14 protein-coding genes are annotated in these 16,825 nt (G+C 62.9%); 11 read left to right on the plus strand and 3 right to left on the minus strand.

Going from position 1 to position 16,825, the window contains the following annotated elements; translation table 11 throughout:
* Nucleotides 1-256: 256 nt before the first annotated feature.
* From JQ572_RS16220 to mtnA, 3 genes are all read left to right on the plus strand, one after another.
* On the plus strand, nucleotides 257-529 hold the full coding sequence (locus JQ572_RS16220) for a phosphopantetheine-binding protein (RefSeq protein WP_211384028.1): 273 nt from the start codon (nucleotides 257-259) through the stop codon (nucleotides 527-529).
* A 111-nt stretch (nucleotides 530-640) separates the two neighbouring features.
* The gene (locus tag JQ572_RS16225) at nucleotides 641-1,516 is read left to right on the plus strand and encodes an S-methyl-5'-thioadenosine phosphorylase (protein WP_211384029.1); all 876 of its coding nucleotides are present in this window, start codon (nucleotides 641-643) and stop codon (nucleotides 1,514-1,516) included.
* Nucleotides 1,517-1,534: 18 nt separating this feature from the next.
* Nucleotides 1,535-2,641, plus strand: coding sequence for an S-methyl-5-thioribose-1-phosphate isomerase (gene mtnA / locus JQ572_RS16230; protein WP_211384030.1), 1,107 nt, complete (start codon nucleotides 1,535-1,537; stop codon nucleotides 2,639-2,641).
* A 121-nt stretch (nucleotides 2,642-2,762) separates the two neighbouring features.
* Here mtnA and JQ572_RS16235 read toward each other — a convergent pair whose 3' ends face one another.
* Nucleotides 2,763-3,398: an HAD-IA family hydrolase gene (locus JQ572_RS16235; protein WP_211384031.1), complete on the minus strand. Its 636-nt coding sequence runs from the start codon at nucleotides 3,396-3,398 to the stop codon at nucleotides 2,763-2,765.
* A 110-nt stretch (nucleotides 3,399-3,508) separates the two neighbouring features.
* Between JQ572_RS16235 and JQ572_RS16240 the strand changes: the two genes are divergently transcribed.
* Both JQ572_RS16240 and JQ572_RS16245 read left to right on the plus strand, forming a co-directional pair.
* Nucleotides 3,509-4,267, plus strand: a complete 759-nt coding sequence (locus JQ572_RS16240) for a S1 family peptidase (RefSeq protein WP_211384032.1) — start codon at nucleotides 3,509-3,511, stop codon at nucleotides 4,265-4,267.
* 125 nt (nucleotides 4,268-4,392) lie between these two features.
* The gene (locus JQ572_RS16245) at nucleotides 4,393-5,895 is read left to right on the plus strand and encodes a flavin-containing monooxygenase (protein ID WP_211384033.1); all 1,503 of its coding nucleotides are present in this window, start codon (nucleotides 4,393-4,395) and stop codon (nucleotides 5,893-5,895) included.
* A 242-nt stretch (nucleotides 5,896-6,137) separates the two neighbouring features.
* On the opposite strand, the gene JQ572_RS16250 is transcribed toward JQ572_RS16245, so the two are convergent.
* On the minus strand, nucleotides 6,138-7,064 hold the full coding sequence (locus tag JQ572_RS16250; RefSeq protein ID WP_211384034.1) for a response regulator: 927 nt from the start codon (nucleotides 7,062-7,064) through the stop codon (nucleotides 6,138-6,140).
* Nucleotides 7,048-10,419, minus strand: coding sequence for a hybrid sensor histidine kinase/response regulator (locus JQ572_RS16255; protein WP_211384035.1), 3,372 nt, complete (start codon nucleotides 10,417-10,419; stop codon nucleotides 7,048-7,050). The genes JQ572_RS16250 and JQ572_RS16255 overlap by 17 nt, the downstream gene beginning before the upstream one ends.
* Nucleotides 10,420-10,586: 167 nt before the next feature.
* Between JQ572_RS16255 and urtA the strand changes: the two genes are divergently transcribed.
* The 6 genes from urtA (at nucleotide 10,587) to fmdA (ending at nucleotide 16,789) form a co-directional block, all read left to right on the plus strand.
* The gene (gene urtA / locus JQ572_RS16260) at nucleotides 10,587-11,846 is read left to right on the plus strand and encodes an urea ABC transporter substrate-binding protein (protein WP_211384036.1); all 1,260 of its coding nucleotides are present in this window, start codon (nucleotides 10,587-10,589) and stop codon (nucleotides 11,844-11,846) included.
* Between the two features lie 132 nt (nucleotides 11,847-11,978).
* Nucleotides 11,979-12,905, plus strand: coding sequence for an urea ABC transporter permease subunit UrtB (urtB, locus tag JQ572_RS16265; RefSeq protein WP_211384037.1), 927 nt, complete (start codon nucleotides 11,979-11,981; stop codon nucleotides 12,903-12,905).
* 17 nt (nucleotides 12,906-12,922) lie between these two features.
* Entirely contained in the window at nucleotides 12,923-14,065 is a 1,143-nt protein-coding gene (urtC, locus tag JQ572_RS16270) for an urea ABC transporter permease subunit UrtC (RefSeq protein WP_211384038.1), read from the plus strand.
* A 10-nt stretch (nucleotides 14,066-14,075) separates the two neighbouring features.
* Complete coding sequence (urtD, locus tag JQ572_RS16275) at nucleotides 14,076-14,831, plus strand: urea ABC transporter ATP-binding protein UrtD (protein ID WP_211384039.1); 756 nt, start codon at nucleotides 14,076-14,078, stop codon at nucleotides 14,829-14,831.
* 11 nt (nucleotides 14,832-14,842) lie between these two features.
* Nucleotides 14,843-15,532, plus strand: a complete 690-nt coding sequence (gene urtE / locus JQ572_RS16280) for an urea ABC transporter ATP-binding subunit UrtE (RefSeq protein WP_211384040.1) — start codon at nucleotides 14,843-14,845, stop codon at nucleotides 15,530-15,532.
* Nucleotides 15,533-15,559: 27 nt separating this feature from the next.
* The gene (gene fmdA / locus JQ572_RS16285) at nucleotides 15,560-16,789 is read left to right on the plus strand and encodes a formamidase (RefSeq protein ID WP_211384041.1); all 1,230 of its coding nucleotides are present in this window, start codon (nucleotides 15,560-15,562) and stop codon (nucleotides 16,787-16,789) included.
* Nucleotides 16,790-16,825 lie beyond the last annotated feature (36 nt).

The following is a 16,825-nucleotide window of genomic DNA, read 5'->3' on the forward strand; positions in this document are numbered from 1 at the left end:
TAATTCAAATTCGTCGATGAAATACAGGGTAAACGATCTGCAATTCCGAATGAACAGTTAAGGTCGGGTTGTTTGCATCACCCAAGTTTCCGCAATCGCGTTAGGAATCTGGAAGAAGCTCGAATTCCAGACAATCTGAGTCATCGTTTACTAAGAAACGCGAAGTAATGGTACCGACCATTGCAGGATCGTCGCGTCGTGCCCATCGTACCCGGCAACCGGTCCGACCTTATGACAGACAAACGGGAATTTGCCGATGCAGGCCTTCGATACTGACGTGCGCAATCGCATCATCAAGCTGGTGAAGGGTATCCTCGAGCAGAACTCGCTCGTCGCCGACGTCACGCCGCAGGCCAAGCTCGTCGACGTCGGCCTGACCTCGATGGACATGGTGAACCTGATGCTCGGCGTCGAAGCCGAGTTCGACTTCACCATTCCCCAGTCCGAGATCACGCCGGAGAACTTCCAGTCGGTCGAGACGCTGGAGCGCATGGTCGCGACCCAGCTGCAGCCGGCGACCGCGGCTTAGTCAAACGCTCGTCTCTTCCGGACTGCAAGACCGCTCCACCCCCGTTCCAAAACCGCCGCAAAACTGGCATAGCTTAACCTTGTCGCAGGTAGCTGACAGAGTGGAGCAGGCATGACGCAGGCGGTATTGGGCATCATCGGCGGCTCCGGCATCTACGATCTGCCGGGGCTTGAGAATGCTCGCGAAGAGGTGATCCAGAGTCCCTGGGGCGAGCCGTCGGCGCCGCTGCGGCGCGGCTCCATTGCCGGCCTGCCGATCGTATTCCTGCCGCGCCATGACAAGGGTCACCGGCTGTCGCCCTCCGACATCAACTATCGCGCCAATATCGACGTCCTCAAGCGCGCCGGCGTCACCGACCTGATCTCGCTGTCGGCCTGCGGTTCCTTCAAGGAGGAGATGCCACCCGGCACCTTCGTCCTCGTCGACCAGTTCGTGGATCGCACCCACAAGCGCGAGAGCTCGTTCTTCGGCCGGGGCTGCGTCGCCCATGTGTCGATGGCGCATCCGGTGTCGCCGCGCTTGCGTATTCACCTCGCCGCGGCCGCCGAAGCCGAGGGCATCGCGTTCGCGCGCGGCGGCATCTATGTCTGCATGGAGGGGCCGCAATTCTCCACCTATGCGGAAAGCATGACCTACAAGACGCTGGGCTATTCGGTGATCGGCATGACCAACATGCCCGAGGCGAAGCTCGCCCGGGAGGCCGAGATTTGCTACGCCACCGTCGCCATGGTGACGGATTTCGACTGCTGGCATCCCGATCATGACGCGGTCACCGTTCAGGACATCATCCGCGTGCTGACCACAAACGCGGACAAGGCGAAGTCGCTGGTGGCGCGGCTCGCCAAGGATTTTCCGCGCGAGCATGAGCCGTGCCCGATTGGCTCGGACCGTGCGCTCGACACCGCGCTGATCACTGCGCCAGAGGCGCGCGATCCCGAGCTCCTGAAGAAGCTCGATGCCGTGGCGGGGCGCATCCTGCGCGGTTGAGACGAAAGGCAGAATGCCATGAAGGTCGACGGCAAGCATTTCCGCAGCATCTGGCGCGAGCATGATGGCTGGTCGGTCGGCGCGATCGACCAGCGCCGGCTGCCGCATGAGTTCGTGGTCGCGCGGCTTACCTCGTGCGAGGACGCGGCGGTCGCGATCCGCGACATGCTGGTGCGCGGCGCGCCGCTGATCGGCGCCACTGCGGCCTATGGCATGGCGCTCGCGATGCGCGAGGATTCCTCCGATGCCGGCCTGAAACGCGCCTACGACAGGCTCGTCGTGGCGCGGCCGACTGCGATCAATCTGAAATGGGCGCTCGACGAGATGCACGCGAGTCTCGCGCCGATTGATCCGCTGGAGCGGGCGGAAGCTGCCTATGCGCGCGCCGATGAGATCGTGGAACAGGATGTCGAGATCAACCGTGCCATCGCCGGCAACGGCCTGAAATTGATCGAAGCGATTGCGGCGAAGAAGCCGGGCGAGACGGTCAATGTGCTGACCCATTGCAACGCAGGCTGGCTCGCCACCGTGGATTGGGGCACGGCGACCGCCCCGATCTATCTCGCGCATGAGCGCGGCATCAAGGTCCATGTCTGGGTCGACGAGACCCGTCCGCGCAACCAGGGCGCCTCGCTCACCGCCTGGGAGCTTGGCCATCACGGCGTGCCGCACACCGTGATCCCCGACAACACCGGCGGGCACCTGATGCAGCATGGCATGGTCGATCTCGCCATCGTCGGCACCGACCGCGTCGCTGCCAACGGCGACGTCTGCAACAAGATCGGGACCTATCTGAAAGCGCTCGCCGCGCACGACAATTGCGTGCCGTTCTACGTCGCGCTGCCGTCGCCGACGATCGATTTCGCCGTTGATGACGGCATCCGCGACATTCCGATCGAGCAGCGCAGTGGCACTGAGGTCACCGATATGACCGGCCGCACTGCGGATGGCAGGCTGGAGACGGTTCGGATCGTGCCGGAGGGCTCGCCGGTCGCGAACTACGCCTTTGACGTCACCCCGGCGCGTCTCGTCACCGGCCTCATCACCGAGCGCGGCGTGCTGAAGCCGGATCGCGCCTCGCTCGCGGCGGCGTTCCCCGAACGGGTCGCCGCTGCGGCGGAGTGAGAAGTTTGGCGATGAGCGTCGATCCAATCTCGTCATTGCGAGCGTAGCGAAGCAATCCAGAGTCTTTCCGCGGAGGCAGTCTGGATTGCTTCGCTGCGCTCGGAATGACCGGGATGATAGACTAACCCAGCGTCAACCCCGTGGCTGCCTCGAGCTCGGCGATCGCCTGCGTGCCGCTGGTGACCTTGATCGTCGTCATTCCCATCTCGCGCGCGGGTTTCAGATTGACGCCGAGATCGTCGAGATAGACGCAATTGTTCGGATCGACCTGCAGCGTCTCGACCATCAGCTTGTAGATGCGCGGATCGGGCTTGCGCAGCCCGATCTTCGCGGACTCGATGACGTGGTCGAACAGCACCATCACCTCAGCGACGTAGAGTGAGCGCCCGGTCATGCTGCCGATCGCGTTCGCGGGCAGATTGTTGGTGATGCAGCCGGTCCTGAATTGCGCCTTGATGCGCTTCAGCGCCTCTACCATCTCGGGGCGCAGATCGCCCTGGAGCAGCGGCAGCACGTCGCGCCCGCGTACCTCCGCGCCAAGCGCGAGCGACTCGGTGGCGAACAGTTGGTCGAAGGTGTCGATATCGACCTCGGCGCGCTCGAACTTCGCCCAGGCGTTTTCCAGGTGATTGGCGGCATTGGTGCGCCGGATGATGTCGACGGGCAGGCCGCGCTCGGCCTCGAATCGCGTGAACGCCTCGAATGGCGAACTCGTCAGCACGCCGCCAAAATCAAAGATCACAGCTTCGATCGTCAAGGTTCCGCCCTCGTCAATTCCTTTCCAAGAGGGCTAGCATGCGATATCGGCAAGGGCCAGTCTGAAGCAATCCTTCGCCGTCACCGATGCCGTCGTCAGAGCGTGTTCCCATGAAAAAGCCGGTCATTCTCATCATAGCCACGCTGCTGCTCGCGGCCCCCGCCCATGCGATCGTCGGCGGCGGCACGCCGCAGGCGGATGGTGTCGCGCGCGCCGTCGTCACCATCGTCGGCTCGCGCGGCAACTTTTGCACCGGGAGCTTGATCGCGCCAAGACTGGTGCTTACCGTCGCCCACTGCGTGCAGCCGGGGGCTGATTACAAGATTATCGACCGCGGCGCCGACGGCCAACCGCAATTGCTGAATGTGCGCACCGTCGCGATCCATCCGAACTTCAACATGCAGGCGATGCAGGCACATCGCGCCACCGCCGACGTGGCGCTGTTGCAACTCGATATTCCACTCAAGGGAAAATCCACGGTGCCGGTCGGCATGCCGAATATTCCGATCCGGATCGGCAGCCGCTTCGTGGTTGCCGGTATCGGTGTCACCGTGCGCGGTGACGGCAAGAGTGGCGGCACGATTCGTGTCGCTGCGCTCGTCGCCACGGGTCAGCCCGGCGCCTTCCAGATCCGGCTGGTCGATCCCGTAACCAACGGTGTTCGCGACGGAATCGGTGCGTGCACGGGTGATTCCGGCGGTCCCGTGTTCGAGGACAAGCCGAACGGTGCCGTGCTGGTCGGCGTCATCAGCTGGTCCACGGGCCCGAACGGCGCTGCCGGTTGCGGCGGGCTGACCGGCGTCACGCCGCTCACGCTCTATCGCGACTGGATCTTGCAGACCGCGCGGAGCTGGGGTGCGGCGCTGTGATTTGACCGCGAATTGATCTATGTCATTTTGTAGCGGAAACGCGACGAGCGATGCTGCCCGTTGCGGAGGAAGCGCGTTGCCCGGACAAGGGCGGCCACAAAAATAAGCAAGGCATAGAAGCAACAATGAATGTCGCTGTTCGCAGTCACGCTACGGCCAAACAGGCTTCTGAACATTTCGACGTGTTGATCGTCGGCGCCGGCATCTCCGGCATCGGCAGCGCCTATCACATGACAAAGCAGCTTCCGGGCGCGAGTTTCGTCATCCTGGAAACGCAGGCGACGTTCGGCGGCACCTGGACCACGCATCGCTATCCCGGCATCCGCTCCGACAGCGACCTCCACACCTTCGGCTACAGCTTCAAGCCCTGGGTCGGCCCGCCGATTGCGACCGCCGAGGAAATCCTCGCCTATATGAACGAGGTGATCGACGACAACGATATCGCCCGGCATATCCGCTACAAGCACAAGATCAATTCCGCGAGTTGGTCGAGCGAGAACAATCTCTGGACCATCGAGGCGGTGACGACCGACACCGGCGAACCGAAAACCTTCACCGCCAATTTCCTCTGGATGTGCCAGGGCTATTATCGCCATTCGGAAGGTTACACGCCGGAATGGAAGGGCACTGATAGCTTCAAGGGCCGCATCGTCCATCCGCAGACCTGGCCTGACGACATCGACCTTGCGGGCAAGAAGGTCGTCGTGATCGGCTCGGGCGCGACCGCAGCGACGCTGGTACCGAACATCGCGGACAAATGCGCGCATGTCACCATGCTGCAGCGCTCGCCGACCTATTTCCGGCTAGGCCGCAATGCCATCGAGATCGCGGAGGAGCTGCGCCGGCTTCAGGTTGACGAGAAATGGATCCACGAGATCGTTCGCCGCAAGATCCTGTTCGAGCAGGACGCGTTCACGAAGCTCTGCATCTCCAAGCCCGAGCAGGTCAAGAAGGAGCTGATCGGCCAGATCAGCGCGGTGCTCGGTCCTGACTACGACGTCGAGACGCACTTCACGCCGAGCTACCGGCCGTGGCGGCAGCGCATCGCCTTCGTGCCGGATGCCGACCTGTTCAAGGGCATCGCCAGCGGCAAGGCCTCCGTGGTCACCGACGAGATCGAATGCTTCGTCGAGAACGGCATCCAGCTCAAATCCGGCGAACTGCTCGAGGCCGACATCATCGTGACCGCGACCGGCTTCAATCTCGCCGCACTCGGCGACATCGCCTTCGAGGTCGACGGCAAGCCGCTCGCCTTCGGCGACACCGTCACCTATCGCGGCATGATGTTCACCGGTGTGCCGAACATGGTGTGGGTGTTCGGCTATTTCCGCGCGAGCTGGACGCTGCGCGTCGATCTCGTCGCCGACTTCGTCTGCCGGCTGCTCGGCCACATGAAGGCGAAGGGCACGAAGAAGGTCGAGGTCAAGCTCCGCGCCGAAGACCACAACATGCCGATCCTGCCCTGGATCGATCCGGAAAACTTCAATCCGGGCTACATCATGCGCGACATGAACCTGTTGCCCAAGCGCGGCGACAAGCCGGAATGGCAGCACAGCCAGGACTACTGGACCGAGAAGGACGAGATTCCGAAGACGGATCTGGACGACAAGGCGTTCGTGTACGGGTGAGGGGGCCGTGCATGTGAGGGCCGGTCGCGATTGCCACAAACTCCGCTGTCGTCCCCGGGGCGCGAAGCGAGCCCGGGACCCATACTCCCAGGGAGTGGTTATAAGACGAGCTGATAACTTCGAGTCTTCGCCAAATTTCTCCCTGTGGCTATGGATCCCGGATCTGCGCTCCGCTTCGCTGCGCTTGTCCGGGACGACACTGTTTTTTGGGTAGGTTGCGTCTCGACTCATTCGCAGTATCGCTACGAATTCCGCCGTGTCGCATTCGCCGCAATCGCCGCGGCCGCCGTCCGGTTCTCCACGCCGAGCTTGGCGTAGATCTGCTCCAGATGCTTGTCGACCGTGCGCGGGCTCAATCCCAAGATCTGTGCGATGTCGCGGTTGGTCTTGCCCTTGCTGAGCCAGGCCAGCACCTCGCCCTCGCGGGTGGTGAGGCCGAGCTCGCTGGTGAATTCGGGCGGCAGCGCAGTGCCGGACTCCCTGGAGAGGCGCAGCAGGAACTCGTTCGGGGCGGTTTCGCCCATGTAGTAGAACCGAAGTTGCGGATTGTCTGGCAGGGAGGCCGTCTGCGACTTCGCGCTGCCCTTGCCCTTCGCCTGCCCCAGCCATTGCAGCAGTGAGGGCGGCAGGACGAAGTCGTCGGCCTGTGTGCCGTGGTGGTCGGACAGCAGCTTCTGCGCCTGCGGCGTCGCCCAGAGCACGTGACCCTGGCGGTTGACCGCGAACAGGAAGCGGCCGGACACGTCGAGCGCAGCGCGCGCGCTCTGGGTCAGCCGGGCATTGCCGAGATGGACGCGGATGCGCGCCAGCATCTCCTCGATCACGATCGGCTTGGTCACGTAGTCGACGCCGCCGGCCTCCAGCCCGCGCACGATGTGCTCCGTTTCGGCAAGGCCCGTCATGAAGATCACGGGCACATTGGCAAGGCCGGCGTCGCGCTTCAGGCGCCGGCAGGTCTCAAAGCCGTCGATGCCGGGCATCACCGCGTCCAGCAGCACGATGTCGGGCGTGATCTGGTCGACGATGCGCATCGCCGAGGCGCCGTCGAGCGCCACCATTACCGTCATTCCGGCGCCGTCGAGCGCGTCGGTGAGCAGCCGCAGCGTCTCCGGGGAGTCGTCGACCACCAGCGCGACGTCGCGCTTTTTCGGCTCAGTGCTCATACGCATGCAATGTTTTCAATGTGGCCATGTACTGGTCGAGGTCGAAGCGGTCGACCAGCGATCGCATCTGCGCGACGAAATCGGCATGTTCAGGGTGCTCGCTGCCGATCTCGTCCAGCTTCAATTGGATGCCTTTGACGTAGCCGATCTGGCCAAGCCCGATCAGTGCCTCGATGTGCCGCACCGGCGGCCGCGAGCCGCTCTCCGGCTGCCACAACGGCACGAGGATCTCGTCCGAGCCGTATTGCCACTCGAGCTTGAGGAGCTGGCGAATCGTCTCCAGCAATCGCGGAATGTCGATCGGCTTCATCAAATAGCCGTCGTGGAAGGGCTGCGCCAGCGGCGTGCCGTGGGCTTCGAGCGCACTGGCCGACACCATCAGGATGCGCGCCTGGTGATGGCCGCTCGCGCGCAGCGTCTCCGCGACCGTCCAGCCGTCCATGCCCGGCATGGAAATATCGAGCAGGAACAGATCGGGCCGGCAATGCTGCGCCAGCGCCAGGCAGCCCGGCCCGTCGGGAGCGCTGAGCAGGATGAAGCCGAGCGGAGTCAGTACCTCGCGCAACAGGTCGCGATGAACGGGGTCGTCGTCGGTGACGAGAATGGTCTTGCGCGCGCCGTGATAACCGGAGACCGGAGCCTCCACCGGCGCGATGCGCCTGGGATTGGTGACCTCCGAGAGCAGTATCTTCACCTTGAAGGTGCTGCCGCGGCCGACCGTGCTGGCGACCTTGATGTCGCCGCCCATCACGCCGGCCAGCAGCCGGCTGATCGTAAGCCCCAATCCCGTACCGGTCTGTGGCTGCGAAACCCCGAGCGCGCCGCGCTCGAAGGGCGCGAAGATCCGTTCGAGATCGTCGCCCTGGATGCCGGGGCCGGTATCGATCACCTCGAACTCCGCGACGGGGCTGCGATAGTGCACGACGAACTGTACGCTGCCGGTCTGGGTGAATTTGATCGCGTTGGACAGCAGGTTGATCAGCACCTGGCGCAGCCGCTTCTCGTCGGCATAGACGACAACCGGCAGGTGCGGCGGCCGCCTGAATACGAAGTCGATGCCCTTGGCGGCGGCCTGAAGACGGAACATGCCGACGAGCTGGTCGAGGAACTCGCTCAAGCGCACTTCGTCGCGCGAGAGATAAAGCCGCCCCGCCTCGATCTTGGAGATATCGAGGATGCCGTCGATCAGGCCGGAGAGGTGATCGGCGCTGCGGCGGACGACGCGGACCTGGTCGCGCGGCTTGGTGTTGAGCGTCGAATCCTGTTCGAGAAGCTGGGCATAGCCGCTGATCGCGTTCAGCGGCGAACGCAGCTCGTGGCTCAGGCCCACGACGTAGCGGCTCTTGGCGAGGTTGGCGGATTCGGCGACCTCCTTGGCGCGCTGGAGCTCGGCGTCGGTGCGCTTGTGCGCGTCGATCTCCTGGATCAGCAGTGTGGTCTGCCGTTTGGTTTCGGCCTCCGCCGCGCGGCGGCTTTGCTGTGCCAGCACGAACAGCCAGGCGACCACGCCGATGATGATGCTGAGCGAGAAGAAGACCTTCCAGAGCACGTTGGAGACGAGCGTGTTCTCGCCATGAATGCTCGCCGAGGTCTGGAGATAAATCAGCCCGAGCACCAGCGCGACGAGGCCGGCGGAGACGACGAACACGCCGATGTAATGGCCGAACTGCGAGTTGATCCGCTGATAGATCGGCTGCGGCAAAATCCTGCTGAGCGCGTCGGCGAACTGTACCTGCGCGCGCGCATGTGGCTTGCAGAGGTCGTGGCAGCGCGCGTCGAGCGAGCAGCACAGCGAACATATGGGACCGGCATAGGCGGGGCAGGACGTCATGTCCTCGGGTTCGAAGCTGTGCTCGCAGATGCAGCACTGGATCGACTCGATGTTGGCCCAGCTCCGCTTCGGCTTGCGCGCGATGTAGTACTTACCGTCGGTGAGCCAGGCGATCACCGGCGCGGTGACGAAGGCGACGGTGAGCGCGACGAAGGCCGCGAGCGCCTTCATGGTCGGCCCGAACAGGCCGTAGAACGCCGCGATCGAGACGATGATCGCGAGCGTCATCGCGCCGACACCGACCGGGTTGATGTCGTAGAGATGCGCGCGCTTGAACTCCATTTGCGGTGGACGCAGGCCGAGCGGCTTGTTGACGACGAGATCGGACACCAGCGCGCCGACCCAGGCGATTGCGACGTTGGAGTAGAGCGCAAGCGTCTGCTCGAGCGCCTTGTAGACGCCGATCTCCATCAAGAGCAGCGCGACCATGACGTTGAACACCAGCCAGACGACGCGCCCGGGATGGCTGTGGGTGAGGCGCGAGAAGAAGTTCGACCAGGCGATCGATCCGGCATAGGCGTTGGTGACGTTGATCTTGAGCTGCGACAGGATCACGAATACGCCGGTCAGCGCGAGCGCGAGATCCGGCTCCGACAGCACGTATTGAAATGCGACCAGGTACATATGCGCGGGTTCGGCGGCCTCTTCCGGCGGCACACCGTGGCTCAGCGCAAAGAAGGCGAGGAACGAGCCGGCCAGAAGCTTTAGCGCGCCGAGCACGATCCAGCCCGGTCCCGCGCTCATCAGCGCAATCCACCACGACGCCCTGGAGGTGCGGCGGTCGCGTGGCAGAAAGCGCAGAAAGTCGACCTGCTCGCCGATCTGCGCCACCAGCGAGAAAACCACCGAGGAGGCGACGCCAAACAGCAGCAGATCAAAATGTCCGCCGAGGTCGCCGTGCTCGCCGGCAAATTTGTGCCATTCCGTGAAGGAGTGGGGATTGGCCCATGCAATCGCGGCAAAAGGCAGGATGTGCAGGACGACCCAGAGCGGCTGCGTCCAGAGCTGGAAGCGGCTGATCAGCGTGATGCCGTAGGTCACGAGCGGGATGATCGCGACCGCGCTGATGAGGTAGCCGATCGGACGCGGAATCCCGAGGCACATCTCGAGCGCGGTCGCCAGGATCACCGCCTCGACCGCGAAGAAGATGAAGGTGAAGGAGGCATAGATCAGCGACGTGATGGTCGAACCGATATAACCGAAGCCGGCGCCGCGGGTGAGCAGGTCAATGTCGATGCCGCATCTGGCGGCATAATAGGCAATCGGTACGCCGCAGCAGAAGATGATGGTTGAGACGACGAGGATCGCGGCAGCGGCGTTGGTGACGCCGTAATTCAGGGTGATGGTGCCGCCGATCGCTTCGAGCACCAGGAACGAGATCGCGCCTATGGCCGTGTTGGCGACGCGGGCGGCGGACCAGCGGCGTGCGCTCTTGGCGGTGAAGCGCAGCGCGTAGTCTTCCAGCGTCTGGTTGGCGACCCATTGGTTGTACTGGCGCCTGACGCGGTCTATTCGCTGCCGCCCTGCCACTGAAACCCCGCTCCCGAACTCGCCGGACCTCTCGCAAATCCCGTACCAAAAGCCTACGTCGCTATTTTGCGGTGCAGTATACGCGATCTTGCGTATGCTTGCGGTGCACAAATTCGAGCCATCCTCTCAGGACCAATCGCGTGTCCTCGAACAAAAGTGGGGTGCTCATGTCAGACGAAGCAAACAAGGGCCTGTTATCGCCGCTCCGGCGCAAATTATTGATGGGAATGGCCGCCGTGCCGGCCATCTCGATGCTGCCGCGGGCGTCTTTTGCGCAGACGCCGGCCACCTCGGCGGTCAATACGACGGGCCTTGCGGTCACCGACACCGAAGTGACCGTCGGCATCCTGCATTCGGCGACCGGCACCATGGCGATCTCCGAGACCGGCTCGATCGAAGCCGAGAAGCTCGCCATCGAGCAGATCAACGCCGCCGGCGGCGTGCTCGGGCGCAAGATCAAGTTCATCCAGGAGGACGGCGCCAGCGACTGGCCGACCTTCGCCGAGAAGGCCAAGAAGCTGCTCGTCAACGACAAGGTCGCGGCGATCATGGGCTGCTGGACCTCGGCCTCCCGCAAGGCCGTGCTGCCCGTCGTGGAGCAGTACAACGGCATGCTCTATTACCCGACCTTCTACGAAGGCCTCGAGCAGTCCAAGAACGTGATCTACACCGGCCAGGAAGCGACCCAGCAGATCCTCGCCGGCCTGGACTGGATAGCGAAGGAAAAGGGAGCGAAGTCGTTCTTCTTCATCGGCTCCGACTACATCTGGCCGCGCACCTCGAACAAGATCGCGCGCAAGCACGTCGAAAACGTGCTGAAGGGCAAGGTCGTCGGCGAGGAGTACTATCCGCTCGGCAACACCCAGTTCAACTCGGTCATCAACAAGATCAAGCTGACCAAGCCCGACGTGATCTTCACCGACGTCGTCGGAGGATCGAACGTCGCCTTCTACAAGCAGCTCAAGGCTGCCGGCATCGACCTGTCCAAGCAGGCGCTGCTGACGATCTCGGTGACCGAAGACGAGATCGACGGCATCGGCGGCGAGAACATCGCGGGCGCCTATGCCTGCATGAAGTACTTCCAGTCTCTCGACAATCCGAACAACAAGGCCTTCGTGCCCGCGTTCAAGAAGATGTGGGGCGAGAAGACCGTGATCGGAGACGTCACCCAGGCTGCCTATCTCGGCCCGTGGCTGTGGAAGTTGACGGTCGAGAAGGCCGGCTCCTTCGATGTCGACAAGATTGCGGCGGCTTCGCCCGGCGTCGAGTTCAAGGGCGCGCCGGAAGGCTATGTGCGCATCCACGAAAACCATCACCTCTGGTCGAAGACCCGGGTGGGACGCGCCAAGCTCGATGGTCAGTTCGAGCTGATCTACGAGACCGCCGATCTGGTCGAGCCGGATCCGTTCCCCAAGGGCTACCAGTAAAAGTCGCGGCGTCAGCCGCGGCTTCCCTCAAGATCACACCGCTCCCTGGCGTGGATTGCAAGTCCATACCCAAGACCCCCGCGTCGCGAACCTGCTCGCGACGCGGGACCCTATCCCCGACGGAGGACATCGATGTTCGGCGACTATTCGCTTGGTGATCTTGGTTCCATCTTCGTCATGCAGGGCTTTGCAGGACTGATCCTGTTCTCGGTCTACGTCCTGATGGCCCTAGGGCTCGCGATCATCTTCGGCCAGATGGGCGTCATCAACATGGCCCATGGCGAGTTCATGATCCTCGGGGCCTACGTCACCTGGATGACCTCGAATTTCTTTCAGACCTATTTGCCGAGCCTGTTCAGCGGCTATTTCTTCCTCGCCATGATCCTGGCCTTTGTCGCGTCCGGCGCATTGGGGATGCTGGTGGAGTGGGTGCTGATACGGCATCTCTACAAGCGCCCGCTCGACACCCTGCTGGCCACCTGGGGTCTCAGCCTGATGCTGCAGCAGGCCTATCGCTCCGTGTTCGGCGCGCGCGAGGTCGGCGTCGAGTTGCCGCAATGGATGCTTGGCTCGCTGCACGTCAGCGACAGCATCGAGGTGCCGATCAACGGTGTCTTCGTGATGTGTCTCACCGTCCTCATCACCGTCTGCGTCGCCTATGTGATGTACAAGTCGCGCTGGGGCCGCCAGGTGCGCGCTGTGGTGCAGAACCGCATCATGGCCGGCGCGGTCGGCATCAACACCGAGAAGGTCGACCGTTACACGTTCGGGCTCGGTTGCGGTATCGCCGGCGTCGCCGGCAGCGCCTTCACCATGATCGGATCGACCGGGCCGACGTCGGGTCAGCTCTACATCGTCGATACCTTCCTCGTCGTCGTGTTCGGCGGTGCCGCCAGCCTGCTCGGTACCATCGCGTCGGCATTCTCGATCTCGCAGACGCAATCCACCCTCGAGTTCTTCATGTCGGGCTCGATGGCCAAGGTGCTCACGTTGCTCGCCGTTGTCGGAATCCTGATGCTGCGGCCGCAGGGGCTGTTCGCCCTCAAGGTCCGCAAGTGAGAAATGGGGCTGATGCCATGACCGACAATCGGTTCTTCAATCGATCGGAGCTCATCGGAATTCTGGTGCTCGCGGTCTTCCTGGTCGTTGTCCTGCCGCTCACGCTGGATGTCTTTCGGCTCAACCTGGTCGCAAAATATCTGACCTATGCCTTCGTCGCGCTGGGGCTGGTGATCTGCTGGGGTTATGGCGGAATTCTCAGCCTCGGCCAAGGTGTGTTCTTCGGGCTCGGCGGCTACTGCATGGCGATGTTCCTCAAGCTCGAAGCATCGAGCGTCGAGAACACCAAGATCCAGTCGACCCCCGGCATCCCGGACTTCATGGACTGGAATCAGATCACGTCGCTGCCGCTGTTGTGGCAGCCGTTTCACAGTCTCACCTTCACCATCCTCGCCATTATCCTGGTCCCCGGCATCTTTGCCCTGATCATCGGCACGGCGATGTTCAAGCGCCGGGTCGGCGGCACCTACTTCGCCATCATCACCCAGGCAGTCGCGGCCATCCTCACCATCCTGATCGTGGGACAGCAGGGCTACACTGGCGGCATCAACGGCATGACCGATCTGCGGACGCTGAAGGGTTGGGACATCCGGCCCGATCACGCCAAGATAGTGCTGTACTTCTTCGAAGTTGGACTCTTGCTCGCCTGCATCATGATCGCGCAGTTCGTCCGGCACTCCAAGCTTGGACGTATCCTGGTTGCGATGCGCGAGAAGGAGGACCGGGTCCGCTTCTCCGGCTATAGCGTCGCGAACTTCAAGATCTTCGCCTTCTGCATCGCCGCCGTGTTCGCCGCGATCGGCGGCGCCATGTTCGCGCTCAACGTCGGCTTCATGTCGCCGTCCTTCGTCGGCATCGTGCCCTCGATCGAGATGGTGATCTACACCGCGGTCGGCGGCCGGTTGTCGATCCTTGGTGCAGTTTACGGCACGCTGCTGGTCAATTTTGCCAAGACCAGCCTGTCGGAATCCTTTCCCGAATTGTGGCTGTTTGGATTGGGCGGGCTGTTCATCACCGTCGTGCTGGCCTTCCCGAACGGCCTTGCGGGGATCTGGGGCGACTATGTGCAGCCGCGCATCGATCGTCTGATCTCGTCGCGCAAACCGAAACCCGAAGGCTGGACCGACAATTCGGTCGCCGACGGTGCCCCGGCGGAGTGAGGAGATCATCATGCTCGTAGGTCAACAGCCCAGGGAATTCCTGCTCGCCGTCGAAGCGCTGACCGTGTCGTTCGACGGGTTCAAGGCGGTCAACGATCTCTCTTTCTACGTCGATGAGAACGAGATCCGCGTCATCATCGGCCCAAACGGCGCCGGCAAGACCACCGTGCTCGACCTGATCTGCGGCAAGACCAGAGCGACATCCGGCTCGATCCAGTTCCGCGGCAAGGAGCTAACCCGGATGAAGGAAAACGAGATCGTCAAGACCGGCGTCGGCCGCAAGTTCCAGAATCCTTCGATCTATGACGACCTCACGGTGTTCGAGAATCTGGAGATCTCCTATCCGCGCGGCCGCTCGGTGTTCGGCGCGCTGACCTTCACCCGCGATGCGGCCGTCCGCGACCGCGTGCACGAGGTCGCGGAGATGATCTTCCTCCAGGATCGGCTGAACATGAGCGCCGACCTGCTCAGCCACGGCCAGAAGCAATGGCTCGAGATCGGCATGCTGCTGATCCAGGATCCGGACCTTTTGATGCTCGACGAGCCCGTCGCCGGGATGAGCGTGTCCGAGCGGGCCAAGACCGCCGAACTGCTCAACCGCATCATCAAGAACCGTTCGGTGCTGGTGATCGAGCACGACATGAAGTTCGTCGAGGACATCGCGCACAAGGTCACCGTGCTTCACCAGGGCCAGATTCTCTCCGAGGGGACCATGGACAAGGTGAAGAACGACCCCAAGGTCATCGAAGTTTACCTGGGACACTGAGGAGAATCTCGATGCTGGCTATTTCCGATCTTCACGTCGCTTACGGCCAGAGCGAGGTGCTGCACGGGCTCAACGTGAAGGTCGCCGCGAACGAGATCGTGGCGATCATGGGCCGCAACGGCATGGGCAAGACCACGCTGATGAAGTCGCTGATGGGTATCCTGCCGGCGAAGAGCGGCTCGGTCAGCATGGACGGCGCCGAGCTCGGCGGCCTGCCGAGCTACGAGCGGGTGGCCAAGGGCCTCGCCTATGTACCGCAGGGCCGCATGATCTTCTCGACCATGACGGTGAAGGAGAACATCGAGACCGGCCTCGTCGTCTCCGGCGGGACCGAAGTGCCCGCTGACATCTACGAATTATTTCCGGTGCTTCTGGAGATGAAGGGCCGCCGCGGCGGCAATCTCTCGGGCGGCCAGCAGCAACAGCTCGCGATCGCGCGCGCGCTCGCGACCAAGCCGAAAGTGCTGCTGCTGGACGAGCCGACCGAGGGCATCCAGCCGTCGATCATCAAGGAAATGGCGCGCACCTTGAAGCGCATCCGCGACGAAAAGGGGCTCTCGATCGTCGTGTCCGAACAGGTGCTGAGCTTCGCGCTCGACATCGCCGACCGCGTGCTGGTGATCGAGAACGGCGAGATCGTGCGCGACGATCCGCGCGATGCCGTCGATGCCGCGCAGGTCTCGAAATATCTGTCCGTCTAACCAACCGTGTAAAAGGGGAGCTTCTCGATGCCAGAGACACTGATCAAGGTCGATCTCACCAAGTCGGCTTACGAAAATGACATGGTGCATAACCGCTGGCACCCCGATATCCCGATCGTGGCCTGGGTCAATCCCGGCGACGATTTCATCATCGAGACCTATGACTGGACCGGCGGCTTCATCAAGAACAACGATTCCGCCGACGACGTGCGCGACATCGACCTGTCGATCGTGCACTTCCTCTCCGGTCCGATCGGCGTCAAGGGCGCCGAGCCCGGCGATCTCCTCGTGGTCGACCTGCTCGACGTCGGTCCGATGAAGGAGAGCCTCTGGGGCTTCAACGGCTTCTTCTCCAAGCAGAACGGCGGCGGTTTCCTCACCGACCATTTCCCCCTGGCGCAGAAGTCGATCTGGGACATCAAGGGTCTCTACACCTCGTCGCGTCACGTCCCCGGCGTGAACTTTGCCGGCCTCATCCATCCCGGCCTGATCGGCTGCCTGCCCGATCCGAAGATGCTGGACACCTGGAACAAGCGCGAGGCCGAGCTGATCTCGACCAACCCGACCCGCGTGCCCGGTCTTGCCAATCCGCCGTTCGCGCCGACCGCCCATGGCGGCCGCGCCAAGGGCGACGTCAAGGCCAAGATCGGAGCCGAGGGCGCCCGCACCGTGCCGCCGCGCGAGCATGGCGGTAATTGCGACATCAAGGACCTCTCGCGCGGCTCGAAGATCTACTTCCCGGTCTATGTGCCCGGCGCCGGTCTCTCGATGGGCGATCTGCACTTCAGCCAGGGCGACGGCGAGATCACCTTCTGCGGCGCGATCGAGATGGCCGGCTGGCTGCATCTCAAGGTCGAAGTGATCAAGGACGGCATGGCGAAGTACGGCATCAAGAATCCGATCTTCAAGCCGTCGCCGATCACGCCGAACTACAAGGACTATCTGATCTTCGAGGGCATCTCGGTCGACGAGCAAGGCAAGCAGCACTATCTCGACGTCCACATCGCCTATCGCCAGGCTTGTCTGAACGCCATCGAGTACCTGAAGAAGTTCGGCTACTCCGGCGCCCAGGCCTACTCGATCCTCGGCACCGCGCCGTGCCAGGGCCACATCTCCGGCGTCGTCGACGTGCCCAACGCCTGCGCCACGCTGTGGCTGCCGACCGAGATCTTCGACTTCGACGTCATGCCGTCGGCGGCGGGTCCCATCAAGCACATCACCGGCGATATCCAGATGCCGATCTCGCCGGACAAATAGTCTCCCTGCGCGACGGGATGCGGGACGGCACGGATT

The organism is Bradyrhizobium sp. SZCCT0153 (genome assembly GCF_018129995.1).
GTDB lineage: Bacteria > Pseudomonadota > Alphaproteobacteria > Rhizobiales > Xanthobacteraceae > Bradyrhizobium > Bradyrhizobium japonicum_G.

Coding starts and splice junctions, on each gene's coding strand:
- JQ572_RS16240 (WP_211384032.1), top strand. CDS start 3,509: ATGAAAAAGCCGGTCATTCTCATCATAGCCACGCTGCTGCTCGCGGCC.
- mtnA (WP_211384030.1), top strand. CDS start 1,535: ATGAAGGTCGACGGCAAGCATTTCCGCAGCATCTGGCGCGAGCATGAT.
- fmdA (WP_211384041.1), top strand. CDS start 15,560: ATGCCAGAGACACTGATCAAGGTCGATCTCACCAAGTCGGCTTACGAA.
- urtB (WP_211384037.1), top strand. CDS start 11,979: ATGTTCGGCGACTATTCGCTTGGTGATCTTGGTTCCATCTTCGTCATG.
- urtE (WP_211384040.1), top strand. CDS start 14,843: ATGCTGGCTATTTCCGATCTTCACGTCGCTTACGGCCAGAGCGAGGTG.
- urtA (WP_211384036.1), top strand. CDS start 10,587: ATGTCAGACGAAGCAAACAAGGGCCTGTTATCGCCGCTCCGGCGCAAA.
- JQ572_RS16225 (WP_211384029.1), top strand. CDS start 641: ATGACGCAGGCGGTATTGGGCATCATCGGCGGCTCCGGCATCTACGAT.
- urtD (WP_211384039.1), top strand. CDS start 14,076: ATGCTCGTAGGTCAACAGCCCAGGGAATTCCTGCTCGCCGTCGAAGCG.
- JQ572_RS16245 (WP_211384033.1), top strand. CDS start 4,393: ATGAATGTCGCTGTTCGCAGTCACGCTACGGCCAAACAGGCTTCTGAA.
- JQ572_RS16220 (WP_211384028.1), top strand. CDS start 257: ATGCAGGCCTTCGATACTGACGTGCGCAATCGCATCATCAAGCTGGTG.
- JQ572_RS16250 (WP_211384034.1), bottom strand. CDS start 7,064: ATGCGTATGAGCACTGAGCCGAAAAAGCGCGACGTCGCGCTGGTGGTC.
- urtC (WP_211384038.1), top strand. CDS start 12,923: ATGACCGACAATCGGTTCTTCAATCGATCGGAGCTCATCGGAATTCTG.